The sequence below is a fragment of the Idiomarina abyssalis genome (assembly GCF_900116625.1).
Taxonomy (GTDB): domain Bacteria; phylum Pseudomonadota; class Gammaproteobacteria; order Enterobacterales; family Alteromonadaceae; genus Idiomarina; species Idiomarina abyssalis.
The window spans coordinates 114,162-139,174 of the sequence record NZ_FPBE01000004.1 but is presented as its reverse complement, the minus strand read 5'-3'; the positions used below and the strand labels follow the sequence as shown (position 1 = coordinate 139,174).

The 25,013-nt window shown below is 49.3% G+C and carries 24 protein-coding genes; 19 read left to right on the top strand and 5 right to left on the bottom strand.

Features of this window, described 5'->3' with window-relative positions; translation table 11 throughout:
• The first annotated feature begins 167 nt into the window (after positions 1 to 167).
• The 16 genes from mraZ (at position 168) to lpxC (ending at position 17,886) form a co-directional block, all read left to right on the top strand.
• Positions 168 to 626 carry a division/cell wall cluster transcriptional repressor MraZ gene (mraZ, locus tag BM359_RS09065; protein ID WP_054489855.1) on the top strand — a complete coding sequence of 153 codons (459 nt, stop codon included), beginning with the start codon at positions 168 to 170 and terminating at the stop codon, positions 624 to 626.
• Positions 626 to 1,573, top strand: a complete 948-nt coding sequence (rsmH, locus tag BM359_RS09060; RefSeq protein ID WP_054489857.1) for a 16S rRNA (cytosine(1402)-N(4))-methyltransferase RsmH — start codon at positions 626 to 628, stop codon at positions 1,571 to 1,573. The genes mraZ and rsmH overlap by 1 nt, the downstream gene beginning before the upstream one ends.
• Positions 1,566 to 1,883: a cell division protein FtsL gene (gene ftsL, locus BM359_RS09055; RefSeq protein WP_054489859.1), complete on the top strand. Its 318-nt coding sequence runs from the start codon at positions 1,566 to 1,568 to the stop codon at positions 1,881 to 1,883. Before rsmH ends, ftsL begins: the two co-directional genes overlap by 8 nt.
• Positions 1,874 to 3,607: a peptidoglycan D,D-transpeptidase FtsI family protein gene (locus BM359_RS09050; protein ID WP_054489863.1), complete on the top strand. Its 1,734-nt coding sequence runs from the start codon at positions 1,874 to 1,876 to the stop codon at positions 3,605 to 3,607. The genes ftsL and BM359_RS09050 overlap by 10 nt, the downstream gene beginning before the upstream one ends.
• Complete coding sequence (murE, locus tag BM359_RS09045) at positions 3,604 to 5,070, top strand: UDP-N-acetylmuramoyl-L-alanyl-D-glutamate--2,6-diaminopimelate ligase (protein WP_234972487.1); 1,467 nt, start codon at positions 3,604 to 3,606, stop codon at positions 5,068 to 5,070. The genes BM359_RS09050 and murE overlap by 4 nt, the downstream gene beginning before the upstream one ends.
• A complete protein-coding gene (locus tag BM359_RS09040) occupies positions 5,067 to 6,470 on the top strand; it encodes a UDP-N-acetylmuramoyl-tripeptide--D-alanyl-D-alanine ligase (protein WP_054489865.1) in 1,404 nt (467 codons plus the stop codon). Before murE ends, BM359_RS09040 begins: the two co-directional genes overlap by 4 nt.
• Positions 6,464 to 7,546 carry a phospho-N-acetylmuramoyl-pentapeptide-transferase gene (gene mraY / locus BM359_RS09035; protein ID WP_054489867.1) on the top strand — a complete coding sequence of 361 codons (1,083 nt, stop codon included), beginning with the start codon at positions 6,464 to 6,466 and terminating at the stop codon, positions 7,544 to 7,546. Before BM359_RS09040 ends, mraY begins: the two co-directional genes overlap by 7 nt.
• Before the next feature lie 6 nt (positions 7,547 to 7,552).
• On the top strand, positions 7,553 to 8,944 hold the full coding sequence (gene murD, locus BM359_RS09030; protein ID WP_054489869.1) for a UDP-N-acetylmuramoyl-L-alanine--D-glutamate ligase: 1,392 nt from the start codon (positions 7,553 to 7,555) through the stop codon (positions 8,942 to 8,944).
• Entirely contained in the window at positions 8,928 to 10,157 is a 1,230-nt protein-coding gene (ftsW, locus tag BM359_RS09025) for a putative lipid II flippase FtsW (RefSeq protein ID WP_054489871.1), read from the top strand. Before murD ends, ftsW begins: the two co-directional genes overlap by 17 nt.
• Entirely contained in the window at positions 10,154 to 11,242 is a 1,089-nt protein-coding gene (murG, locus tag BM359_RS09020; RefSeq protein WP_054489873.1) for an undecaprenyldiphospho-muramoylpentapeptide beta-N-acetylglucosaminyltransferase, read from the top strand. Before ftsW ends, murG begins: the two co-directional genes overlap by 4 nt.
• Complete coding sequence (murC, locus tag BM359_RS09015) at positions 11,235 to 12,695, top strand: UDP-N-acetylmuramate--L-alanine ligase (RefSeq protein WP_054489875.1); 1,461 nt, start codon at positions 11,235 to 11,237, stop codon at positions 12,693 to 12,695. Before murG ends, murC begins: the two co-directional genes overlap by 8 nt.
• Entirely contained in the window at positions 12,685 to 13,614 is a 930-nt protein-coding gene (locus BM359_RS09010; protein WP_054489877.1) for a D-alanine--D-alanine ligase, read from the top strand. Before murC ends, BM359_RS09010 begins: the two co-directional genes overlap by 11 nt.
• Positions 13,614 to 14,363: a cell division protein FtsQ/DivIB gene (locus BM359_RS09005; protein ID WP_234972486.1), complete on the top strand. Its 750-nt coding sequence runs from the start codon at positions 13,614 to 13,616 to the stop codon at positions 14,361 to 14,363. Before BM359_RS09010 ends, BM359_RS09005 begins: the two co-directional genes overlap by 1 nt.
• A 6-nt stretch (positions 14,364 to 14,369) precedes the next feature.
• Positions 14,370 to 15,602: a cell division protein FtsA gene (ftsA, locus tag BM359_RS09000; RefSeq protein WP_054489880.1), complete on the top strand. Its 1,233-nt coding sequence runs from the start codon at positions 14,370 to 14,372 to the stop codon at positions 15,600 to 15,602.
• A 39-nt stretch (positions 15,603 to 15,641) separates the two neighbouring features.
• On the top strand, positions 15,642 to 16,841 hold the full coding sequence (gene ftsZ, locus BM359_RS08995; protein ID WP_054489882.1) for a cell division protein FtsZ: 1,200 nt from the start codon (positions 15,642 to 15,644) through the stop codon (positions 16,839 to 16,841).
• A gap of 124 nt (positions 16,842 to 16,965) precedes the next feature.
• A complete protein-coding gene (gene lpxC / locus BM359_RS08990) occupies positions 16,966 to 17,886 on the top strand; it encodes a UDP-3-O-acyl-N-acetylglucosamine deacetylase (RefSeq protein WP_054489884.1) in 921 nt (306 codons plus the stop codon).
• Here lpxC and BM359_RS08985 read toward each other — a convergent pair.
• Complete coding sequence (locus BM359_RS08985) at positions 17,883 to 18,287, bottom strand: DUF721 domain-containing protein (RefSeq protein ID WP_234972485.1); 405 nt, start codon at positions 18,285 to 18,287, stop codon at positions 17,883 to 17,885. The two genes, lpxC and BM359_RS08985, sit on opposite strands and share 4 nt — an antisense overlap.
• Positions 18,288 to 18,375: 88 nt before the next feature.
• Between BM359_RS08985 and BM359_RS08980 the strand changes: the two genes are divergently transcribed.
• From BM359_RS08980 to mutT, 3 genes are all read left to right on the top strand, one after another.
• A complete protein-coding gene (locus BM359_RS08980; RefSeq protein WP_054489888.1) occupies positions 18,376 to 19,308 on the top strand; it encodes a M23 family metallopeptidase in 933 nt (310 codons plus the stop codon).
• Positions 19,309 to 19,391: 83 nt separating this feature from the next.
• A complete protein-coding gene (gene secA, locus BM359_RS08975; RefSeq protein ID WP_054489890.1) occupies positions 19,392 to 22,112 on the top strand; it encodes a preprotein translocase subunit SecA in 2,721 nt (906 codons plus the stop codon).
• Positions 22,113 to 22,118: 6 nt separating this feature from the next.
• Positions 22,119 to 22,535: an 8-oxo-dGTP diphosphatase MutT gene (gene mutT, locus BM359_RS08970; RefSeq protein ID WP_054489892.1), complete on the top strand. Its 417-nt coding sequence runs from the start codon at positions 22,119 to 22,121 to the stop codon at positions 22,533 to 22,535.
• Here the strand turns inward: mutT and yacG are convergent.
• The 4 genes from yacG to BM359_RS08950 are packed head-to-tail and all read right to left on the bottom strand — an operon-like array spanning position 22,532 to position 24,998.
• Positions 22,532 to 22,726, bottom strand: a complete 195-nt coding sequence (yacG, locus tag BM359_RS08965; RefSeq protein ID WP_054489894.1) for a DNA gyrase inhibitor YacG — start codon at positions 22,724 to 22,726, stop codon at positions 22,532 to 22,534. The two genes, mutT and yacG, sit on opposite strands and share 4 nt — an antisense overlap.
• Positions 22,723 to 23,487: a cell division protein ZapD gene (gene zapD / locus BM359_RS08960; protein WP_054489896.1), complete on the bottom strand. Its 765-nt coding sequence runs from the start codon at positions 23,485 to 23,487 to the stop codon at positions 22,723 to 22,725. The genes yacG and zapD overlap by 4 nt, the downstream gene beginning before the upstream one ends.
• Positions 23,488 to 23,527: 40 nt before the next feature.
• On the bottom strand, positions 23,528 to 24,136 hold the full coding sequence (coaE, locus tag BM359_RS08955; RefSeq protein WP_054489898.1) for a dephospho-CoA kinase: 609 nt from the start codon (positions 24,134 to 24,136) through the stop codon (positions 23,528 to 23,530).
• Between the two features lies 1 nt (position 24,137).
• Positions 24,138 to 24,998, bottom strand: a complete 861-nt coding sequence (locus BM359_RS08950) for a prepilin peptidase (protein WP_054489900.1) — start codon at positions 24,996 to 24,998, stop codon at positions 24,138 to 24,140.
• Positions 24,999 to 25,013 lie beyond the last annotated feature (15 nt).

Here is a 25,013-nt window from a genome sequence, read left to right as displayed (position 1 = left end):
ATAGCGGAAAAACTATTTTGCACGTTGCATCAAGCGCTTAATGTAAATTTCTGTGAAGCCCTGACAAATAAAGAGGTTTTTTCTTGACAGTGGGAAACAGTGACACCTAGACTGTAACATTGTGGGGATTTGTGGATAATAGTGGATCGCAATGATCAGGTGGGATCATGTTCCGAGGTGCAACAACATTAAGTCTGGATAGCAAAGGACGTTTGGCCATACCGGCCAAGTACCGTCATGCGTTGTCATTAGACTGTGAAGGCAAAATGGTCTGCACGATTGATATTAAGCAACCGTGCCTTTTGTTGTACCCGCTTCCCGAGTGGCAAATCATAGAACAAAAACTCACTCGATTATCCAGTATGAATCCCGCAGAGCGTCGACTACAGAGGCTTCTGCTAGGTCATGCTGACGACTGTGAAATGGATAAAAACGGTCGTCTGTTACTGTCAGCGCCATTGAGACAACACGCCAGTTTAGAAAAAAAACTGATGCTTGTCGGGCAGCTGAATAAATTTGAAGTTTGGGATGAAGACGCCTGGCACGAACAGGTGGCGCAAGATATGGATGTTGAACGCGAAGGTGACTTTACTCTCAACGAACGACTAGAAGACTTTTCATTATAATGATAACAACGTCACCGCAACACGTTTCGGTGCTACTGGAAGAGTCGATACAAGCATTAGCGACTGATCCGCAAGGCACATATATTGACGCCACATTTGGTCGTGGCGGACATACACGTGCGCTTCTTAATCAGTTAGGTGACAAGGCCCGGGTAATTGCTCTTGACCAGGACCCTGAGGCCATTGCTGCGGCAAAATCCTTCGAAGACGACCCCCGTTTTCAAATTATCCACACTCCTTTCTCAAACCTGCAACAGGTGCTTGATGACTTGCAACTGAACCAGCAAGTGACGGGCATTTTATTTGACCTTGGTGTCTCCTCCCCACAATTGGACGATGCTGAGCGAGGCTTTAGCTTTATGCGTGACGGTCCGCTGGATATGCGGATGAACACCAGCAGCGGCGAAACAGCGGCTGAATGGCTTAATCGTGCAGAAAAAGACGACATTAGCTGGGTTCTTAAAGAGTATGGTGAGGAACGTTTTGCTCGCCGTATTGCCAGCGCCATAGTTATGGACCGCGAGAAAAAGCCATTCACCCGCACGAAGCAGCTTGCGGAAATGATTGCCCGTGTGAGCCCGGTAAAAGAAAAGCATAAACACCCGGCAACGCGCACATTCCAGGCCATACGAATTCATATCAACCGCGAGTTAGAGCAAATAGAACAAGCTCTCGAAGCGTCGCTTTCTGGTTTGAAAGAAGACGGGCGGTTGGTGGTTATTAGCTTCCATAGTCTGGAAGATCGCTTAGTTAAACGCTTTATCCGTAAGCACAGTGAAGGCAAGCAACTGCCGCCGGGGCTACCGGTGACTGAGGCTGAACGGAATAAAGACAAAGCACTGGAAAAAGTGGGTAAAGCGATTAAGCCGGGCAAGGCAGAAGTTCAGGAAAATCCGCGTTCACGTAGCTCTGTGCTGCGTATTGCCAGGAGGGTTCGCAATGACTAAACAGCGTTACCCAAGCCTGACCAAAATGTTACTGCAAGATCTGCTGCAGCATAAGTGGATAGTGTTGCTGAGCGTGGTGGTTATTGTTAATGCCTTAAGCATTGTTTATATCGCGCATTTGAATCGGCAATTAACTGCTGAGCGCGACGACTTGCTTTCGTATCGCGACACTCTGGACAGAGAGTGGCGGCACCTTGTGGTTGAGCAGAACTCGCTGACTGAGCACAGTCGGGTGGAACGTATCGCGCAGGAACAGTTGGGTATGCGTGACGTTGAGCCAGAGCAGGAGGTACTTGTCTCATGGCAGTGATTCGTCGCAAGAAACGTGCAGAGCCAGCCGGCACTCGCTGGCGCTTTTATACCGCAGTATTTTTACTGTTCGGTGTTTTTTCTGTACTCATTGCACGTGCTGCCTATATCCAGGTCATTAGTCCCGATGCGTTTTCGCTACAGGGCGATATGCGCAGTTTAAGATCAGCCAGCGTTGCGGTTGAACGAGGAACCATTGTTGATCGCAACGGTAGAGAATTAGCGGTGAGTGTTCCGGTAGAAACCGTGTGGGCAGATCCAAAGCGGATCGCAGAAAAAGAAGCGTTGGCAGACGAACGTCGCTGGCAGGCTCTGGCGGAAACTTTCCGTATGAATCGTAATGAGCTGGTGAGCAAGGTGGACGATGAGTCAAAACGCTTTGTTTACCTACAGCGAAAAGTGACGCCGTCAGAAGCGGATTACGTGAAGCAATTGAAAATACCGGGTGTGTATTTAAAAACTGAGTCTCGGCGCTATTACCCAACAGGTGAAATCAGTGCTCATTTAATTGGGCTGACTGATATCGATGGTGCAGGCCAAGAAGGCCTCGAACTATTGTATGACGAGCATTTAACCGGCACACCGGGCAAACGAGTTTATCGCAAGGACGCGCAAGGGCGGGTTGTTGAAGAGATTAGTCAGACAGACGCACAACAACCAAAACAGCTGACACTGAGTATCGACCAACGTGTTCAGGCAACTGCTTACACCGAACTGAAAAAAGCCGTGCGCTACAATCAGGCAACTTCAGGCTCGGCGGTAGTGCTTAATGTCGAAACCGGTGAAGTTCTGGCTATGGTCAATAGCCCGTCCTTTAACCCTAACAACCGTGCGGAACTGCAGTCTTTCAGAATGCGTAACCGGGCGGTAACCGACAGCTACGAACCAGGCTCAACGATGAAACCGCTGGTGATTCTCAGCGCGCTCGAGAATGGCCGCCACAAAGCGGGCGATAGCATTGATACCAGCCCCGGCTGGTTGAGAATTGGCGGACGTCGTGTCAGTGACCCTCGCAACTATGGCGAACTGTCGTTGACCGAGGTGCTGAAACATTCCTCCAATGTCGGGGTGACCAAAATAGCTCTGGATTTGGGCATTGAACCACTATTGCAAACCTATGCCGACGCAGGCTTTGGTAACGATACCGGTATTGCTTTATTGGGTGAAAGTATCGGCATTTTAGGCGATCGTCGACGCTGGTCTGAATTTGAAATTGCGACGCTCTCATACGGGTACGGGCTGTCAGCAACGACTCTGCAACTGGCGAATGCCTATAACATTATTGCCAACGGTGGTTTGAAACGGCCGCTCACAATATTCCGTCAGGAATCACCGTTACCCGCTGAGCAGGTGTTTAATCCGGACAACACTCGAGCTGTCATGCATATGATGGAAGAGGTGGTGCGGGACGGCACAGCCAAAGCCGCTCAGGTTCCGGGGTATCGCGTAGCGGGCAAAACCGGGACAACAAGAAAAACGAAAACTGGTGGTGGTTACGGAGACGAGTATGTTGCTTTATTTGCTGGCATTGCGCCGGTCAGCGACCCGAAAATTGTTGTTGTGGTCACTATAAACGAGCCGGGTACCGATGACTATTATGGTGGTACAGCGGCGGCACCCGTATTCTCAAAAATTGTGTCTCAGACCATGCGCTTGCTGAATGTCGCGCCAGATAACATTGACGACACCCGAGTTCGTGCCGCGGGCTTCGGGGGTGATGAATGATGAAATTGGCTGAGTTACTCACCATGCTGCCTGTTTCATTCGCTATTCCGGATGTTACTGTCAGTGGAATAAAGTTAGATAGCCGACAAGTAGCTAACGGCGACGTATTTGTTGCGATCCCCGGTTATGAAACCGATGGGCGGGCCTATATTGATGCCGCTATAGATGCCGGCGCGGTAGCGGTTATTGCTGAAGCCCCCGGGCTTGCGCTGGAACATCGCCGAGGTGCGGTGGTGGTCGGCTTTAGTGGTGTGCGCGAACACCTGTCTCATATTGCAGGGACCTTCTTTGGTCACCCGTCAGAGAAAATGCAGCTGGTTGGTGTTACCGGAACTAACGGTAAAACGTCGGTGACTCATATCATGGCTCAGTTGGCAAAAACTCTGGGCATGGAAGCGGCGGTTATTGGTACCACAGGTAGTGGGCTCATCGGACGTTTGTTGCCTGAACGGCATACGACGCCAGATGCAGTTACCGTGCAACACCGACTGGCGACATTACTTGCAGAAGGCGCAGAGCTTGTGGCTATGGAAGTGTCTTCGCACGCTTTGATTCAGCGCCGTGTAGAAGCACTGCAGTTTTCCGCAGCAGCTATTACCAACATCAGCCGTGACCATCTGGATTACCACGGCACCATGGAAAACTACGTTGCAGCGAAGCAACGACTATTCGCTGACTTTGGTGTGCAAAACCGAATAGTGAATGCCGATGATGACACCCTCAGTCAGTGGCATAAAGACAACTTAGCGGATCTATGGATAAGCCTTAATGAAAGCTCGGTAGAGCCTTGTTTGCGTGCAACGGGGCTTCAGTTTCATGAGCAAGGGTCAGTATTTCAGATCAATTGGCAGGGCGAATCCTGCACCGTTGAAACACCTCTACTGGGGCGCTTTAACGTTTATAACCTGCTGTGTGCCGTAGCGGTTTTATTAAAGCTCAACAAGCCTTTGGCAGAAATCGGTCAAGCCTGTCGCCATTTACTACCGGTTCCCGGGCGCATGGAAGCCTTCCATAACAAGCAGTCGCCATTAGTGGTGGTTGACTATGCGCACACACCAGACGCTTTGCATCAGGTATTAAGTGCTTTGCGGCTCCATTGCAAAGGCCGTTTATGGTGCGTTTTTGGGTGCGGTGGTGACCGTGACCGCGGTAAACGCCCGCAAATGGGCAAAGTTGCTGCGGACTACGCTGACGTTGTGGTTGTTACAGACGACAACCCAAGAACCGAGCCAGCGCAGCAGATTATCGAAGATATTTTGACAGGTATTGCGGATAAAGAGCGGGTTAAAGTCTGGCCCGGCCGCCGCGAAGCTGTGATAAAAGCCATGCAGGAAGCAGCGCAAGACGATGTGGTTTTGCTGGCCGGCAAGGGACATGAAGACTATCAGGTTATCGGCACCCAACGTGTGGATTACAACGAAAGAGCAGTCGTGAGTGAATGGCTGCAAGGAGACTGCGCATGATTTCAGTATCACTGGAGTGGATCGCGGAACAGGTGGAAGGCCGCCTGGTTGGCTCTGATTGTAAAATAGACAAAGTATCAACGGATACGCGGGCGGATTTGCAGGACGCACTTTTTATTGCCCTAAAAGGAAAGAACTTTGATGCGCTTGACTTCGTTGAGCAAGCTATAGCCAAAGGTGCCGCTGCCGTTATTTGTGAAAAGCAGCAGGACATTGACTGTCGGCAAATTATTGTCGAGAACAGCCGCCATGCACTGGGACGCCTGGGCGCAGCGGTTAAAGCCAGGGTTGCTCCAAAAACCGTCGCAGTTACCGGCAGTAATGGTAAAACCACAGTAAAAGAAATGCTGGCGGCTATTTTATCAATTCGTCATCCGGTATTGGCGACTCAGGGCAACTTTAATAATGACATTGGTGTTCCTCTGACTTTGCTGCGACTGGAAGAGCAACATAAATACGCGGTGGTTGAGCTGGGAGCGAACCACCCCGGAGAAATTGGCTACACCACTAATCTGGTCAAGCCCGACGTCGCTATTTTAAATAACGTAAGTGCAGCACACGTTGAAGGTTTTGGCAGTTTACACGGCGTGGCACGTGCGAAAACCGAAATTTTCCGTGGAGTGGGGAGCCAGGGAACGGCTGTAACCCCCCGCGATTCCGAGTTTTATCCATGCTGGGAACGCGCTTGCACTAGTATGAACTGGAAGACCTTTGGTTTAAGCGACAGTGCGGACGTGTTTGCCACAGATATCACTCTTAATGGAGAAGGGCAGCCTTCATTTACGCTTCATTTAAATAGGGAAGCCCGACAACTGACTTTAAAATTAAGCGGTCAGCACAACGTCTTAAATGCGCTTTCTGCATCGGCTGCGGCTAGCGAATTGGGTATCTCTCTGGATGATATTGTTACCGGTTTGGAGAAGGTTCAGCCTGCTAAAGGGCGTTTAACCCCCATAAAAGTGAGTGATCACTTACGTATCATTGACGACACTTACAACGCCAGCGTTGCTTCCACCAAAGCTGCTCTTGATTTACTCGGAAGCTACGAGGGGTATCGAATTTTTGTCCTTGGAGACATGGGCGAACTAGGAGCTGACGCAAGAGCCTACCACGAAGAAATTGGTGAACATGCTATTGGTTCCGGTATCGACAACTTATATAGCCTGGGTGTACTCAGCCAAAGTGCCAGCGAAGTCTTTAACGGCAATGGAGGAAAGCACTTTGGAAGCCTGCAGTCTCTGGTTGACTCTGTTTTACAAAGACTTACAGAACAGACAGGTAAACAACCTGTCACAGTGCTGGTTAAAGGCTCACGCTCTGCACATATGGAGCGCGTTGTTGCAGCAATACAGCAGGCTGTCACAGTTGATGACAGCACAGAGGAAAAGCACGCATGTTAGTTTGGTTGGCGGAGTACCTAACCCAGTTTGAAAGCGCGTTTAACGTGTTTTCCTACTTGACCTTACGGGCAATACTGAGCGTTTTAACCGCTTTAGTTTTGTCATTGTGGTTAGGACCAACATTGATTCGCCGTTTGCAACGTCTGCAGATAGGACAAACGGTACGGGACGATGGCCCCGAAAGTCATCTAAGTAAAACCGGTACACCGACCATGGGCGGTGTTTTGATACTAGCCGCGGTGCTAGGCTCATCACTACTCTGGGCCGACCTGGAGAATCGCTATGTATGGGTTGTGTTATTAGTAGTTACTGGCTTTGGCATTGTGGGTTTTGTTGATGACTACCGCAAAGTAGTGCGCAAAGATCCGAAAGGTTTAATCGCCAAATGGAAGTACTTCTGGCAGTCGGTTATTGCCAGTATCGCAGCGGTCTATCTGTATTGGAGCAGCACTCAGGGCGCCGAGACGGCACTGATTGTTCCTTTCTTTAAAGACGTTATGCCGCAACTGGGCATGCTCTATTTGTTGATGGCCTATTTTGTCATTGTCGGTACCAGTAACGCGGTGAACCTCACTGATGGCTTAGATGGGCTGGCAATTATGCCGACCATTATGGTTGCCGCTGCATTGGGGATTTTCGCTTATGTTTCCGGCAACGTGAACTTTGCTGAGTATCTGCAAATTCCTTATTTACCCTTAACCGCCGAGTTGTTGGTGGTCTGCACCGCTATTGTTGGTGCTGGTCTGGGGTTTCTATGGTTCAACACTTATCCGGCGCTGGTATTTATGGGCGATGTAGGCTCTCTGGCCTTAGGTGCTGCACTTGGCATTATCGCGATACTGGTCCGCCAGGAGTTGGTGCTGTTTATTATGGGCGGCGTATTTGTCATGGAAACGGTTTCCGTGATGCTGCAGGTGGGTTCCTACAAACTGCGGGGCAAACGTGTTTTCCGCATGGCGCCAATTCACCACCACTACGAATTAAAAGGTTGGCCTGAGCCACGGGTCATCGTGCGTTTCTGGATATTGTCGTTAATTTTTGTACTGATAGGACTCGCAACCTTGAAGTTGCGTTAAAAAATAATGAAAAAGATAGCCTGGCAGAATATGAAACACATTGTTGTCCTCGGTCTTGGAAAGACCGGGGTTTCTGTGCTGCGCTATTTACAAAATAAGAAACAACAGGACAAAAAGCTGGCAAATGTTCAGATTCGGGTATTCGATTCGCGCAGTAACCCTCCTGGTCTCGACGAAGCCAAACAAATATTGGGCGATACTGAATTCCTGAATCGTCGCTGGGAGTTAGAAGACACGCTGGCGGCTGACTTAATTATTACAAGTCCGGGCATTGATCTGCGCGAAGAGCCGATAGTTTTAGCCCGGGATGCAAATATTCCGGTGGTTGGCGACGTCGAACTTTTTGCTCAAGAGTCGAATTTACCCGTCATTGCAGTAACCGGTTCTAACGGTAAATCCACTGTTACCCGAATGGTTGAGTTTATTGCTCAGAAATGCGGTAAGAATGTGGTTGCAGCCGGCAATATTGGTCTGCCGGTGCTGGAGTTACTACAACAAAAAGATCAGCCTGACGCTGTCATGCTGGAACTGTCCAGCTTCCAACTGGAGTCTGTAAGTAGTTTAAATCTAAAAGCTGCGGCACTTCTGAATATTAGCGCCGATCACATGGATCGCTACAGCTCCATAGAAGAATACGTTAAAGCCAAACAACGCATTTTTACTAACGCGAAGACTTGGGTACTAAATCGACAGCAACAGGACACCTGGCCACACCCAATTACCGGTAAGTTAATGAGCTTTGGTGATGACGCTCATCCCCAGCATTTCGGACTATTGTCCGGCAATGTTGATCGCTCCAGTGGTCCGGTGGCCGTTACTTACCGCGGTAATGTTGTGCTCCGGGCCGATCAGTTAAAACTGCAGGGTATTCATAATTTAATCAATGTGCAGGCTGCTCTGGCCTTGTGTGAGGCCATTTCAATTGATATTGAACAAGCAGCCAACGCGGTGAAAGAATTTAACGGCTTGCCACACCGTTGTGAACTCGTCAGCAGTGACGGTGGTGTATTTTGGGTTAATGACTCAAAAGCAACCAACATTGGCGCAACGGCAGCGGCTGTCGAAGGTCTCCGACCAACCGTTAATGGACGCCTATTGCTTATTGCCGGAGGCCATGGCAAAGGTGCGGACTTCCGGGAGCTACAGTCAACTCTGGAGCGCGTCGATATTTTGCTGACTATAGGCGAAGACGGTCCGCGTTTGGGGCAGCTGTTCAACGGCTCGCGTCAGGTTAAGAGTCTGCAGCAGGCTGTTGAGCTGGCATCCTCTCTCGTTCAGGCAGGGGATATGGTTCTGCTGTCTCCGGCCTGTGCCAGTTTCGATCAGTTTGATAATTTCGAGCACCGTGGCGAGAGTTTCCGTCAGGCAGTGGAGGCGCTTTATGTCGACAGTGCGTGAAGAACAACTGAACCTCGAAATACCTGAGGGTCAGGCCAGTACTCGGTTACAGCAGCTATTCGACTGGTTCCGCGGAACAACCAGTGAGCCTCTGTACGACCGGGTACTGTTTGTTCTTGCCATGTCGTTACTGGCTTTTGGCTTTATTATGGTGACATCAGCCTCGCTGCCAACAGCCGAGCGGCTAACCGGTAACCCTTTTCATTTTGCGATACGTCACGGCGTTTATATTGTTATCAGCTTAGGGATTATGCTGGCGACTCTGAGGGTTCCTACGCAAAGCTGGAATTTGCACAGCGGTAAGCTACTACTTGTTGGTTTGCTGATGTTACTGCTGGTGTTGATTATCGGCCACGAGGTGAATGGCTCACAGCGTTGGATAAAAGTGGGGCCTATCACTATTCAGTCCGCAGAAATGGCTAAATTATTTTTCTGTATTTACATGGCCAGTTATTTGTCCCGTCGTGAAGACGAAGTGCGCGAAGCTGCCAAAGGCTTTATTAAGCCATTGTTCCTGCTGTTTATCGCGGCAGTACTGCTGTTGATGCAGCCGGACTTCGGTACTGTTGTGGTTCTGTCGGCGACCACTGTCGCCATGTTGTTCCTGGCCGGTGCCCGGTTATGGCAGTTCTTCGCGGTATTTCTTACCTGCGTGTTGGCGCTCATTCTTTTGATTATTGTTGAGCCTTACCGAATGCAGCGACTATTAACCTTCTTAGAACCGGAAAAAGACCCTTTTGGTGCCGGTTATCAGTTAATGCAGTCGCTTATTGCCTTTGGACAAGGGCAGTTTAGTGGTGCAGGCCTGGGTAACAGTATTCAGAAACTTCAGTATCTGCCTGAAGCTCATACCGATTTTATTATGGCAGTTATTGCCGAGGAACTTGGTTTCTTAGGTGTTCTGGCTGTCATTGCTACTGTACTGATGCTGGTTTGGCGGGCATTAGTTATTGGTCGTCGCTGTTTAATGCTGGAGCAGCGCTATGGTGGATACCTCGCATACGGTATCAGTGTTTGGTTCAGTATTCAGGCCTTCGTGAATATTGGCGTTGCTTCTGGTGCTCTGCCAACGAAAGGGTTAACCCTGCCCATGGTCAGTTATGGCGGTAACAGCCTGATTGTGTCGGCGTTAGCCGTTGGTTTGTTATTACGGATTGACCACGAGCGCCGCATGACGGGTCGCAAAGTAGCGCCGCGCGGAGGTGCTGAATGAACCGCGTTCTAATCGCAGCCGCAGGTACCGGCGGACATATCTTCCCGGCTTTAGCTGTGGCTGAAGAAATGCGGAGTAACGGCTGGCAAGTTGACTGGCTTGGTACTCGCGAAGGGCGTCTGGAAAGCCGTGTTATTCCGGCGGCAGGCTTTGCGTTGCACAGTATTAGTATGACCGGGGTTCGGGGTCATGGCCTGAAAAGAAAGCTGTTAATGCCATTTACTTTAGCGAAAGCAGTTTTGCAGTGTCGACGTTTACTTAAAACGCTTCAGCCGCAAGTGGTCGCCACCTTTGGTGGTTACGTTTGTGCCCCAATGGGCTTAGCAGCAAAACTCTGCGGTGTGCCATTAGTGGTGCACGAACAAAATGCTATACCGGGTATGACTACACGCTTGCTTGCACCTAAAGCCGATAAAGTCTTGCTGGGGCTGCCTGTTGCTTTGCCGCAGTGGAAAAGCTATCCGGTGGTGGGTAACCCTTTGCGCAGTGATTTATTGAAACAAGCAGCTGAACAGCCCGAGAATTCAAAAATGACCGGTGAATTAAATTTACTGGTGGTTGGCGGCAGTTTAGGGGCGCAGGTATTGAACGAAGCGGTACCGGAAGCCGTCAAAGTATTAGATGGTGTAGAGCTAAATGTTATGCATCAGTGCGGTGTGGATCGTGAAGCAGCCACAGAAAAAGCGTACGGGAATGCACCGGCTCTAAAAGCGCTGACCGTAGTTGAATTTATTGACGATATGGGCGAAGCCTTTAGCCGGGCAGATTTGGTGATATGCCGTGCGGGTGCTTTAACCATTTCTGAACTGGCTGTTATGGGTGTCGCTTCCATTCTGGTACCTCTGCCTCACGCGGTAGATGACCACCAAACGGCAAATGCGAAAGTCCTGGAAAGCCGCGGTGCGGCAGTTTTAGTACCGCAAACTGAAGTTACCAAAGGTGCATTGCAGCAACAGTTAAAACGTTTATTGCATGACAGGCAACAACTGTGGACAATGGCGCGTTTCGCTCGTCAGTGCGCTATGCCAGAGGCGACGCAACGACTAGCAAATGAATGTATGGAATATAAGAAGAGCGATGACTAGCATGACCGCAACCAACGCACAGCCATTTACTATTGTGAACGTACCGGAAATGCGCCGGGTACAGCGAATACACTTCGTTGGTATCGGCGGTGCCGGTATGGCGGGTATTGCGGAAGTTCTGTTGAACCAGGGGTACCAGATATCGGGTTCTGACATTGCTGAGAATACCAATACCGAGCGTCTGCGCAGTCTGGGTGCGACGGTCGTGTTAGGCCATATGGCTGAGAATATTGAAGGTGCCAGTGTGGTTGTGGTGTCCAGCGCCATTAAAACCGACAATGCGGAGCTCGTTGCCGCTCATCAGTTACGTGTACCGGTTGTCCGCCGTGCAGAGATGCTGGCCGAGCTCATGCGCTTCCGTCACGGTATTGCGGTAGCCGGAACACACGGTAAAACCACAACCACGTCATTGGTGGCCAGTATTTTTGCTGAAGCGGATCGCGATCCAACTTTTGTCATCGGAGGCTTGCTGAACAGTGCCGGCTCTAATGCCCGGTTAGGTAACAGTAAGTACCTGATTGCTGAGGCCGACGAGAGCGATGCGTCGTTCCTGCATTTACAGCCGATGGTCGCCATAGTGACCAACATTGAAGCGGACCATATGGACACCTACGAAGGTGACTTTAATAAGTTATTGGACACCTATGTTGAGTTTCTGCATAACCTGCCATTTTATGGTTTAGCGGTTATGTGTGTGGATGACCCTGTGGTAGCCGACTTAATTCCGCGCCTGGGTCGTCAGACCATGACTTACGGCTTTAGTGAAGCCGCAGATATTCGGGCTATTAACTATAAGCAAACCGCCAGTGAGAGCTGTTTTACTATTTTACGGAAAGGCCTGCAGCCATTAGATGTCTGCCTTAATCTGCCGGGCAAGCACAATGTACTGAATGCACTGGCAGCGGTAGCAGTAGCTACGGACGAAGGCATTAATGACCAGGCAATTCAGTCGGCGTTAAATAAATTTGAAGGTATTGGACGGCGTTTTCAGCATTACGGAAACTTTCCTGTACCGGGTAAAAACGAAGGTGAAGTCATGTTGGTGGATGACTACGGGCATCATCCGTCTGAGGTTGCGGCGACCATACAGGCCGCCCGCGAAGGCTGGCCTGAGCGTCGTCTGGTAATGGCATTTCAGCCACACCGATATTCACGGACACGTGACTTATATGAGGACTTCGTCAACGTGCTTTCGCAAGTTGATGTGCTGCTGATGCTGGAAGTTTATAGCGCAGGAGAGACACCGGTTAGCGGAGCGGACAGTCGTTCTTTATGTCGCTCGATACGACAGCGAGGTCAAATAGACCCTATCTATGTCGCCACAGTAGATGATATGCCTGAGGTGCTGGAGTCGGTTTTGGCTGCCGGAGACCTGCTGTTAACTCAGGGAGCCGGAAACATTGGTGCGCTGGCAAAAAACATAGCGACGGAGGTGCTGAGCAATGAACGCTGAGACCTTTGGTAAAGTCGCTGTCATGCTGGGCGGTAGCTCGGCAGAGCGAGATGTCTCGTTAAAATCGGGAATGGCCGTGTTAAAAGGCTTAGTGGCTAAAGGTATTGATGCGCACGCGTTTGACCCGGCAGCACATAGCCTGCAAGAACTGGTTGATGATGGCTACGGACGTGTATTTATCGCGCTGCATGGGCGTGGTGGCGAAGATGGCGCTATGCAGGGTGCACTGCAAGTGCTGGGAATCCCTTATACCGGTAGTGACGTTCTTGGCTGTGCTCTGGGTATGGATAAGGTGCGTTGCAAACAAATTTGGCACGCTTTGGGGTTACCGACAGCCAGCTGGCGGGTCATTACCCAAGATGAAATAGAACAAGTGAACGCCGAGGCCTTGTTGTTGGAGCTTGGTGGGCGCGTCATCGTTAAGCCGGCTCGCGAAGGCTCATCCATTGGTATGAGCAGTGCCGATAGTGCACCGCGACTGGCGGCAGCTTTAAAGCACGCGGCACAGTTTGATGACGACATTCTGGTTGAGCAGTGGATTGAAGGCCCTGAGTACACCATCGGCCTGCTAGACGGAAATGCTTTACCTGTTATTCGTCTGCAGACACCGCATGAGTTTTACGACTTTGAGGCGAAGTACCAGGCGAATGACACGCAGTATCACTGCCCTGCCGGGTTAAGTGATGAAGACGAAGCGAAACTTCGCAGCTTGGCTGAGCGGGCATTTTCAGCGATTGGAGCGAGTGGTTGGGGGCGTATCGATGTTATGCGCAACGGCAATGGCGAGTGGTTCTTACTCGAAGCCAATACCGTTCCCGGCATGACCGAAAAGAGCCTGGTACCTATGGCTGCAAGAGCCGCCGGATTAAGTTTTAACGATTTAGTGGAGCGCATTTTAGCGCAAACACTGGAGCGCTGATGATGGCAGCTGAACAGCGCCTGCGTTCTGTGAACTTTTGGTCGGGTGTGACAGTGCTATGCCTGACTATAGCAGGTGCCCTGGTTGGTATTTATCAGTTAAACCAGGTGCTGACTGACGAGCAACAAGTGCCGTTAGCTGAATTAAATGTACAAGGCGAGTTGCAGTATACCGCCAACGAAGAGGTCAGAAAGGCCTTAACGGCAGAGCCGTTGGGAAGTTTTTTTACGGCAGATGTGAACGAATTAAGACGCCGGGTAGAGCAGTTACCCTGGATACAAAAAGTCTCGATTCGCAAAGTCTGGCCTGACAAATTGTCGGTTTATGTGACGGAACACAAACCGGTAGCCATGTGGAACGGTGACCGCCTGATAAATGAGGAAAGTGACGTTTTTCGGGCAAATATAGAACAGGTGGGTACGGCTTTGCCGCAGTTGTTTGGGCCGGAAAACGCCGTAGAGGAAACCTGGAAAGAATTTAACCGGGTGCAGCAAATGTTGGCAGTGAATGGCTTTCAGGTAAGGGCACTAAGGTTAACAGAGCGATTTGCCGTGAGCGTAGTTTTAGCTCAGGGAATTGAAGTGAAACTGGGGCGCGAAGCAACGCTAGAGAGAATAAAACGGTTTATCGATGTGTTTCCCAGCATCGTTGAACATGAAAAAAGTAAAAACAACGAAATCGATACTGTGGATTTACGATATGACACCGGGGCTGCAGTGGCCTGGCGTGAAGCAAAAAGTGAGAGTTAGACGGTTATGTCGAAAACATCGGAACACAATATGGTTGTAGGTCTGGATATAGGTACCAGCAAAGTGACGGCGCTTATTGGCGAATTGCTGCCAGATAATGAGATCAGCGTTGTTGGCGTTGGTACAGCGACCTCGCGTGGTATGGACAAAGGCGGCGTTAACGACCTTAACCTGGTTGTTCAGTCGGTCCAGCGTGCTGTTGATGAAGCCGAACTGATGGCTGACTGTCGCGTGGCATCGGTGTACCTGAACATTTCCGGCCGTCATATTTCCTGCCAGAACGAAAGTGGCATGGTACCGATTAACGAAGCCGAAGTGACACAGGACGATGTCGACAGCGTGATTCACGCCGCACAGTCAGTACCTATTGCAAAAGAGCGTCGTATTTTGCATGTGTTACCGCAGGAGTATGTGATTGACTCTCAGGAAAGCATTCGCAGCCCAATTGGCATGTCGGGTGTTCGCATGGAGTCTAAAGTGCACATTATTACCTGTGCGAATGACATGGCGAAAAATATTATTAAAGCGGTTGAGCGTTGCGGATTGTCGGTGGACAAACTGATTTTCTCCGCGCTGGCCTCGAGCATATCGGTACTGACCGATGATGAAAAAGATTTAGGTGTGGCGCTGGTCGATCTAGGCGGCGGCACCATTGATATTTGTATATATGCGGGCGGTGTATTGCGTCATACCGCAGTTATTCCTGCGGCGGGCAATCAGGTCACCAGTGACATTGCCAAAATTTTCCGTACACCGACCAACCACGCGGAAGAAATTAAAACTAAGCACGCCTGTGCGTTGCGACAAATGGTCAGTATGGAAGACACCATTGAAGTACCGTCGGTGGGTGGGCGTCCGTCACGGGTGATGTCACGTCATACCTTGTCGGAAGTGGTAGAGCCGCGTTATCAGGAATTGTTTGAGCTGGTCAGGGACGAGATCCAGCAAAGCGGATTAGATGAGCAAATTGCAGCCGGGGTAGTTATTACCGGCGGCAGCGCGAAGATGGAAGGCTGCGTCGATTTTGCTGAAGAAATTTTTCAAATGCCGGTTCGTATCGGCGTTCCTCTGGGCATGAAAGGCCTGCGGGATTACGTCGAAGATCCGGTTTATGCCACAGCGGTGGGACTGTTACGGTATGGGCAGGAAGATGCCGCTGTGTCACAAAAAGAAAGCTCTAAAACTGACGTGATCGGACTCTGGCAAAAAGTGCAGAGTTGGTTCAAAGGTGAGTTTTAACTTGGGGTAGCACGTTAAAAGCAGGTAGGGAGAATTATTATGTTCGAACTGATGGACAATTATGAAAGCGAAGCCGTCATTAAGGTGATTGGCGTCGGTGGTGGCGGCGGAAACGCTGTTCAGCACATGGTAAAAGAATCAATTGAAGGTGTGCAGTTTATTGCAGCCAATACCGATGCGCAGGCTCTGCGTAATCATACGGCAGATGTCACCATTCAATTAGGGCAGGACATCACTAAAGGGCTTGGCGCTGGCGCCAACCCTGAAGTGGGTCGCCAGTCTGCAGAAGAGGACCGCGAGAACATCAAAGTCCACTTAGAAGGCGCTGATATGGTCTTTATTGCAGCTGGCATGGGCGGTGGTACCGGAACCGGTGCAGCACCTGTGGTTGCTGAAGTTGCCAAAGAACTGGGCATTCTGACTGTTGCCGTTGTGACCAAGCCTTTCCCGTTTGAAGGGAAAAAGCGCATGGCTGTCGCCGACGAAGGTATTAACGCACTGGCACAAAGTGTCGACTCGTTAATTACCATTCCAAACGAGAAATTGCTTAAAGTTATGGGTCGTGGAACCAGCTTGCTGGATGCCTTCAGCGCAGCAAACAACGTATTGTTGGGTGCGGTTCAGGGTATTGCTGAGCTGATTACTCGTCCGGGTCTTATCAACGTTGACTTTGCCGACGTTCGCGCGGTTATGAAGGAAATGGGTACGGCCATGATGGGTACCGGTGTTGCCAGCGGTGAAGACCGTGCGCAGGAAGCTGCAGAAATGGCAATTAACAGCCCGTTACTGGAAGACATCGACTTGTCTGGTGCTCGTGGCGTATTAATTAACGTTACTGCTGGTATGGATATGAGCATTGAAGAGCTCGATACCGTCGGTAATACGGTTAAAGCCTTCGCCTCAGATAACGCTACAGTGATTGTGGGTACCGTTATCGATACCGAAATGTCCGACGAACTGCGCGTTACTGTTGTTGCAACCGGCATCGGCGCTGAGCGTAAACCGGATATTTCTCTGGTGAACAATACCAGCCAGGCTGCGCCTAAGCGCGAACCTCAGCCGGCATATCGTAGCAGTGATATAGACCGCGGTGCGGCGGCTCCTCGTTACGAAGAGCAGGAAGAAGTTCAAGCGGAAGCAAAAGCTGAACCAAAACGTCAGCCTGCTGCCAAAGCTAAACAGGATAAAGAACTCGATTACCTGGATATTCCGGCATTTTTACGAAAACAGGTCGACTAATTTGGCGTAACTCTGTGTAAGTATGCGTAAAATTTGATCGAACCATGACAAATGTCGTATAATATGCGGCCGCTTTGGCGTCAGCCAGGGCGAACCGAATAGAAAAGGTAGGTGAACAAGTACCATGATTAAGCAACGTACATTACAGCAAGCAATATCAACCACGGGTGTTGGGCTGCACAAAGGCAATAAAGTAAACCTTACTTTACGTCCTGCGCCGGCTAATACCGGTTTGATATTCCGTCGTGTGGACCTTGATCCTGTGGTGGATATTCCAGCACGGGCCGACTGGGTGCGTGATACGCAGCTGTGTACCTGTCTTATCAACGAAGAGAACGTTCGCATCTCTACCGTCGAGCATTTGCTCGCTGCGCTGGCCGGCGTTGGAATTGATAACGCGATAATCGAAGTCGACTCGCATGAAATTCCAATTATGGACGGCAGCTCGCACCCGTTTGTTTACCTGCTACAAAGCGCGGGTATTGAAGAGCAGTCAGCAGCGAAAAAGTTCATCCGGATCAAACAGCCGGTGCGTGTCGAAGACGGTGATAAGTGGGCGGAACTGCTACCCCACGATGGTTTCCGTATCGACTTTGCTATCGACTTTGAACACCCGGCTATTGCAGACACAGGGCAAACAGTCAGCATCGACTTTAGTGCTAATGCCTTTATAAAAGAAATTAGTCGTGCCCGTACCTTTGGCTTCATGAAAGACATTGAATTTTTACGGGAAAACAACCTGGCACTGGGCGGCAGTTTTGATAACGCCGTTGTGCTGGATGAATTCCGCATTCTCAACAGTGACGGCTTACGTTACGACGATGAGTTCGTAAAACATAAAATGTTGGACGCTATTGGTGACTTGTACATGGGGGGACACAGTATTCTGGGTCACCTGCGTGCTTATAAGTCAGGGCATGCACTGAATAACCAGTTACTTCAGGCTTTATTAGCGCAAGAATCTGCGTGGGAATTTGTGACCTTTGACGGTGAGCAGGAAAAAGCGCCTATCGCCTTTTGGTCACCAGCAACAACCACAGCTTAGTCTTTATCGTTGGCGGTAAATTTTGCCGCCAACGCTTTTAACTCCGATTTCAACGGCTCGTCGCAGCCTTCCGCCATTGCTAACAAGCGTTCTGAACTGCTTGAATCCTTCTGATTTTTAATCGTTTTCTGAAAACTGTTCATTGACGGAGACACCTTAATAGAAAGGCTGTGTACCGGGACCGTCGCATTGTCACGAAAATGCGTTATAATGGCCGCTTGCTGAAGTTTTAGCCGGGTTGCCCAACTACCGTTATCCACCTGAATGATCATTTGACCATCACGGATATTCAGCAATTGGCAATGTTGGTTGGTGTTTTTATCAACGCATTGTTGAAACAATTGTTGCCAATGCGAAAGTTGGGCGGCAAACTGTGCATAGTGTCGTAAAGTTGTCGACAAAGTCCGTTGTCCGGAACGGAGCCATTCTGATGGGGTTTTCGGGTGTCGTGACATAATTGCGTAGTAGGCAAATAATAAGAGAGTTCAGATGAGTTTATCAGTCTTTTATCGAGGCTCCAAAGTACGTTTTCGTATTCGGTTAAGTCGACGTCGGTTTTTGTCCTATGTTGGCATTGCTGCTTTTATCGGACTTGCCAGTTGGCAGCCATGGCAGTATCAGGGAATCGATCCTGAACTGGCGCAATCAAAAATTTCTGCAGAGCAGAAAAAGCTTGTCCTACAAGAGCAAGCATTAAAAGACCTGAAAGAGGATACCCAAAAGCGTTTGGGTGCAATGACTGTATACCTGGGTGAATTAAGAGCTCAAATGCGTCGTCTGGATGCTCTGGGGGAACGTTTAGCTGGCGTTGCCAATTTGGATAACGGCGAGTTTAACTTTAATCAGGAACTGCCCATAGGTGGTCCGGAAATTGAAGTTGCCGAGTTGCCGCAAAGCTCAGGTACAGACGTTATTCGCGAAATTGAAGATATGTTGTCGCAAATCTCTGACAAACAAAAACAGCTATCACTACTTGAATCTGTGATGATGAATCACCAACTTAATAATGATGCTTATATTGCGGGGCGCCCAATCTCAGATGGTTGGTTGTCGTCGCAGTATGGTGTCCGTAAAGACCCTTTTAATGGCACACCAGCCATGCATAAAGGGTTAGACTTTGCCAGTTATAATGAAGACGTCAAAATTATTGCTACCGGCGCAGGTGTAGTGACTTGGGCGGGCGACCGATACGGTTACGGTATGTTGGTCGAAATTGACCATGGCGGTGGTTTAAAAACGCGCTACGGACATAACGATAAGCTATCGGTATCAGTAGGGGATGTTGTCACCCGTGGCCAGCAAATTGCTGAAATGGGTAGTAGCGGTCGTTCTACTGGCCCGCACGTTCATTACGAAGTTTTGCGTAATGGTCGTCAAATTGACCCTAACCAATTTGTGTATCGTAAAGCTGACTCAAAATAACTCGGTAAATTAATTTAGAACGTAGGCGGTACTTCGGTACCGCTTTTGTTGTTCAGGAAAGTAACACAGGATAAATCAATCTCATGCTAGGCAGTCTGTTTCGAAAAGTATTTGGTAGTCGCAACGATCGCATTCTAAAAACCATGAAGAAAGACGTTGAGCGAATCAACTCGCTGGAACCCGAGTTTGAAGCGTTAAGTGATGCCGAGCTAAAAGAGAAAACAACGGAGTTTCGAAAGCGCCTGAATGACGGCGAGCGTTTAGATCAAATTTTACCTGAAGCTTTTGCTACGGTTCGTGAAGCCAGTAAGCGCGTCTTTGGTATGCGTCATTTTGATGTGCAGCTCATTGGCGGCATGGTACTGAATGATAATCGCATTGCTGAAATGAAAACCGGTGAAGGTAAAACCTTAACTGCAACCCTGCCAGCTTATTTAAATGCGTTGCCTGGTAAAGGTGTTCATATCATTACGGTGAACGACTATCTGGCAAAGCGTGACGCTGAGTTCAATCAGCCATTATTCGACTTTCTGGGGCTGACAGTTGCCTTTAATATTCCGGGCATGGCACCGGAAGATAAAAAAGCGGCTTATCAGGCAGACATTACCTACGGTACCAACAACGAGTTTGGCTTCGACTATCTTCGTGACAACATGGCTTTTGCTCCACAGGACAGAGTCCAGCGCGAATTAAACTACGCTCTGGTCGATGAAGTTGACTCAATTCTAATTGATGAAGCCCGTACACCGCTTATTATTTCCGGGCCAGCCGAAGACAGCTCGGAAATGTACCGTAAAATGAATGAACTGGTTCCCCATTTGGTGCGTCAGGAAAAAGAAGATACGGAAGAAGAAAAAGGCGACGGCGACTTCACTATCGATGAAAAAGCTAAGCAGCTGCATTTGACCGAACACGGACAAGAGCATATTGAAGAGCTGTTGAAAGAAAAAGGCATGCTGGAAGCGGACGATTCGCTGTATTCGGCGGCCAACATCAGCTTACTGCACCACATTAATGCGGCATTACGTGCACATCACCTGTTCCAGAAAGACGTTGATTACATCATTAAAGACGACAAAATCGTTATTGTTGATGAACATACAGGTCGTACTATGGAAGGCCGCCGCTGGTCCGAAGGTCTGCATCAGGCCGTCGAGGCCAAAGAAGGCGTTCCAATTCAAAATGAAAACCAGACCTTAGCTTCTATTACTTTCCAGAATTACTTCCGTTTGTATAACAAACTGGCGGGTATGACAGGTACAGCCGATACTGAAGCTTTTGAGTTCCAGTCTATTTACGGCTTGGAAACTATCGTACTGCCAACCAACCAACCTATGATCCGCGATGACAGAGCAGACCTTATCTATCTGACTACGTTGGAGAAATACGAAGCGATAGCGGAAGATATAGAAGAATGCCGTAAGCAGAAACGACCGGTATTGGTGGGTACGGTATCTATCGAAAACTCTGAACTGCTGTCGAACCTGTTGAAGAAGAAGAAAATTCCTCACGCGGTATTAAACGCCAAGTTCCACGAAAAAGAAGCCGATATCATCGCTCAGGCAGGTCGTCCGGGTACGGTGACTATCGCAACCAACATGGCCGGTCGCGGTACCGACATCGTGTTAGGTGGTAGCTGGATGGCTGAAGTTGAAAAGCTGGATGAGCCTACCAACGAGAAAATTGAAAAGATAAAGCAAGAATGGCAAAAACTGCATGATGCTGTTATTGAAGCCGGTGGTTTGCATATTATCGGTACTGAGCGTCACGAATCACGTCGTATCGATAACCAGCTGCGCGGTCGTGCCGGTCGCCAGGGTGACCCGGGTTCGTCGCGTTTCTATCTGTCGTTAGAAGATTCGCTCATGCGCATTTTCGCTTCAGAGCGAATGGCTACCATGATGAAGCGTTTAGGCATGAAAGAAGGCGAAGCAATTGAACACCCTTGGGTAACTCGTGCCATTGAAAATGCTCAACGTAAAGTGGAAGGCCGTAACTTCGACGTGCGTAAGCAGTTGTTGGAGTACGATGACGTTGCCAATGATCAGCGGAGTGTTGTCTATGAACAGCGCAATGAGTTGCTCGATGAAGGCGACATTTCTGAGACCATCGTTGCTATTCGCGAAGATGTTATCAACAGTGTCATTAGCGAGTATGTTCCGCCTCAGTCTTTAGCCGAGTTATGGGACTTAAAAGGTCTGGAAGAGCGCCTGCGCGGTGACTTCCATATTGAGGTGCCACTGCAGAAATGGCTGGAAGAGGAAGAGCATTTCCACGAAGAAGTTCTGCGTGAACGCGTTCTGGAAAAGCTGGTTGAGTCCTATCAGGAAAAAGAAGAGATGGTCGGGCCGGAAGTTTTACGCCGTTTCGAAAAGTCTATTATGCTGCAAAGCCTCGACCAACACTGGAAAGAACACCTGGCGGCAATGGATCACCTGCGTCAGGGGATTCACCTGCGTGGCTATGCGCAGAAAAACCCTCAGCAAGAATACAAGAAAGAAGCCTTTGCGCTCTTTACCGATATGCTGGAGGCATTGAAGCTCGACGTGGTAACCATTTTAAGTAAGGTTAAGGTTCGGGCTCCGGAAGACGTCGATGCGGTTGATGAACAACGTAAGGCAGCGGATAGTGCTCCTCGTGAGTTCCGCCATGAGCAAAGCGGTCCCGCTGCAGAAGAGCCAACGCAGCAAAACAATGCTGACGCACAGGGGCAACCTGTTCGTAAAGGTGCCAAAGTGGGTCGTAATGAACCTTGCCCTTGTGGTTCTGGTAAAAAGTACAAACATTGTCACGGTAAACTGTAGGTTACTATGAAAACCGAAGCATCGCCTGCTGTACATGTTGCAGTGGGCGTTATTGAGAATGAACAGGGTGAAATTTTTATCGCCCAACGTCATCCTGAACAACATCAGGGTGGAAAATGGGAGTTCCCGGGCGGTAAAGTCGAAGCCGAAGAGAATGTCCAGCAAGCGCTGCAACGCGAACTAAAAGAAGAGTGCGGTATTGATGTGACCGATATGGCCCCACTAACGGTTATCGAGCATCAGTATAAAGATAAACGGGTCTTACTCGATGTCTGGTGGGTTCTTGCTTACGACGGTGAAGTGCGTCAGTTAGAAGGTCAGGACTGGTGTTGGGTTGATAAAAACCAACTTGACGCATTTCAGTTTCCTGAAGCTAACCAGCCCATTGTTGAATGCATTATGCAGTCTTTAAACGCCTATTAATAATCCTGTTCGTCGTTGTTGTAATCATCATTAGCAATGACAACAGGCTCGCCAGGAATACTTTTCTCTTCGTTAGCCCATTCACCTAAATCAATCAGTTTACAACGCTCACTGCAAAAGGGGCGGGCGGGTGATTCTTCTGACCATTCAACTTGTTTTTGGCAGGTTGGGCAGTTAACGCTAACACTCATGGACTACACCTTGCGATTTCGAATTCAATGTCTTGAAGAGAGGTTTCATTACTCTCCCCCGGTAAGGGCATGAATCGTACCGTAAAACGTTGTCTGTGCCCACTAATGACGGGGTAAATATTGGCTGAGCGAGGAACTTTAATGCGCAACATTGCCAGTAGCTGATCCGAACTTTCCTGTAAGAAACCATTTTGTAGCTGCATGGGAACAAAAACAGATTGCTCGCGTAACAGCGTCAGCTTCAGCGTGATAGCTAACTCCACAAAAGCTAACGTCTTGCGCCATTCTTCGCATTGTTTGGCTTTGTCTTCAGTGGACTGGCTTAACCAAAGCTGCAGTTGTGGTAATTCAAATAAACCGCTCATGCCGGGTTGGCTAAAACGTTGCCTGATACTGGCTAGCAGAGCATCGTCTTTAAGTTGCCGAAGGTATTTTGGAATATCCTGTAACTGGTTAAGACACTGCTCAATTTCCTGAATGGTATTGCGCAGCGCTTCGCGGTCAACGTCAGGATGCGCTTCCCATTTTTGCAAACGTTGTTTATCGAGATCTAAGTCTTTACTGAGTTCGGTCCGAATATCAAAGCGTTCCAGTAGCTCGGTAACGGCGAATAACGCATTAAAGAAGGGTTCAGCTTGTTCTTCAAAACAAAGTTGACTGGCTTTTAGCTGCTCAAAGCCGTGCTCCAATCGCAAATAGGTTCGCATGCGCTCCTGAAGAGGGTATTCGTAGAGAATGTTGTCGTTATCAGTCGATGCCATGCGATTGCCGATTGGTGAACTCTGTTCCTATAATAGCGTATTACTTTTCCTGTGCAACGGTTGCCGCCAGGTAGCGCTGATGTAACTGAAGTACCTGTTGTTTCAGCTGTTCCAGACTGCCATCATTGTTTAGCACATCATTTGCTTTTTTTAGCCGCTCGCTGCGACTTAGCTGTGCCTTCATAATAGCTTCCACTTCTTTTTTAGGACTGTCATCGCGCTGAATAGTTCTCGATATTTGCAAAGATTCAGGAACATCGATCACCAGCACTCGCTGGCAGTATTTTTCCAGACCGTTTTCCAACAACAAGGGAGCTGACAAAATCACGTAGGGAGAGTCAGCTTGTTCAAGCTGACTGATGATCTCTTCTCTTATCGCGGGGTGGAGTAATTTATTCAGCCATTCCTTTTCCTGAGGGTTAGAAAAGACTCTTTGGCGTAACGCCTTGCGGTTAAGCTCACCCCCTTCAGTCAATAACTGGTTTCCAAAGTGCTCCGCAATTGCCTGCAGGCAGGGAGTTCCCGGCATAACAACCTGGCGAGCAACGACATCGGCATCGACAATGGTAATACCCAGCTTTTCGAATTCAGCGGTAGCTGCAGATTTGCCGCTACCAATACCTCCGGTTACACCGACAACATAGGTCATTTTAAACGCCTCCTAACCAGCGCCAGTAACTAAAGAGTAAATCTGTTCCAAAGAAGTAGCTGAGTATGCCGCCGCCAATTAAAAACGGGCCAAAGGGTATTGGCTGTGACCGGCCTTTGCCGCGAATCATGACTAAGCCCACTATGGCACCGCAAACTGAGCTGGCAAGAATGGTAACCGGCAACAAAGTTGCACCGGTAAAAGCGGTAATGGCCGCCAGCAGCTTAAAATCGCCGTAACCCATTCCTTCCTTCCCGGTAACAAGTTTGAACGCCCAGTAAATGCTCCATAAACTCAGGTATCCTGCTACCGCGCCTATAATGGCGGAGTCAGGTGAGAGTTCACTGGTAGGTGACAATGACCAGAGCAAGGCAATCCAAAGTAGCGGATAGGTTAACTGATCGGGCAATAGCTGATGGTTCCAGTCAATAACAAACAGGCAGATGAGCAGCGAAAATACGGTCACATAAACCAGAGCCGGAAGACTAAAATCAAAGTGCCAGGCGACCAGTCCAAAGGCCAGACAGCTGATAAGCTCAACCAGCCAGTAGGTTAGCGGAATATGAGTCTGGCAGTGGCGACAACGGGCACGTAAGACCAAATAGCTCAGCAGCGGTATATTGTCGTACCAGGCTATGGAGGCTTTACACTCAGGGCAGTGTGAGCCGGGAACCGCAATAGAAAAATGGTCCAGCTCTTTTAATGGAGTGCCGTTCATTTCAGCACATTCACGCTGCCACTGTCGCTGTAGCTGAATGGGTAGCCGGCTAATAACAACATTCAAAAAGCTGCCAATAACAGCGCCAAGTATCAGCGCCAACACCAGAGTTGGTATCGACTCAGCAGCGAGCAAGTGTTCCATACTTGTGTTCCTTCG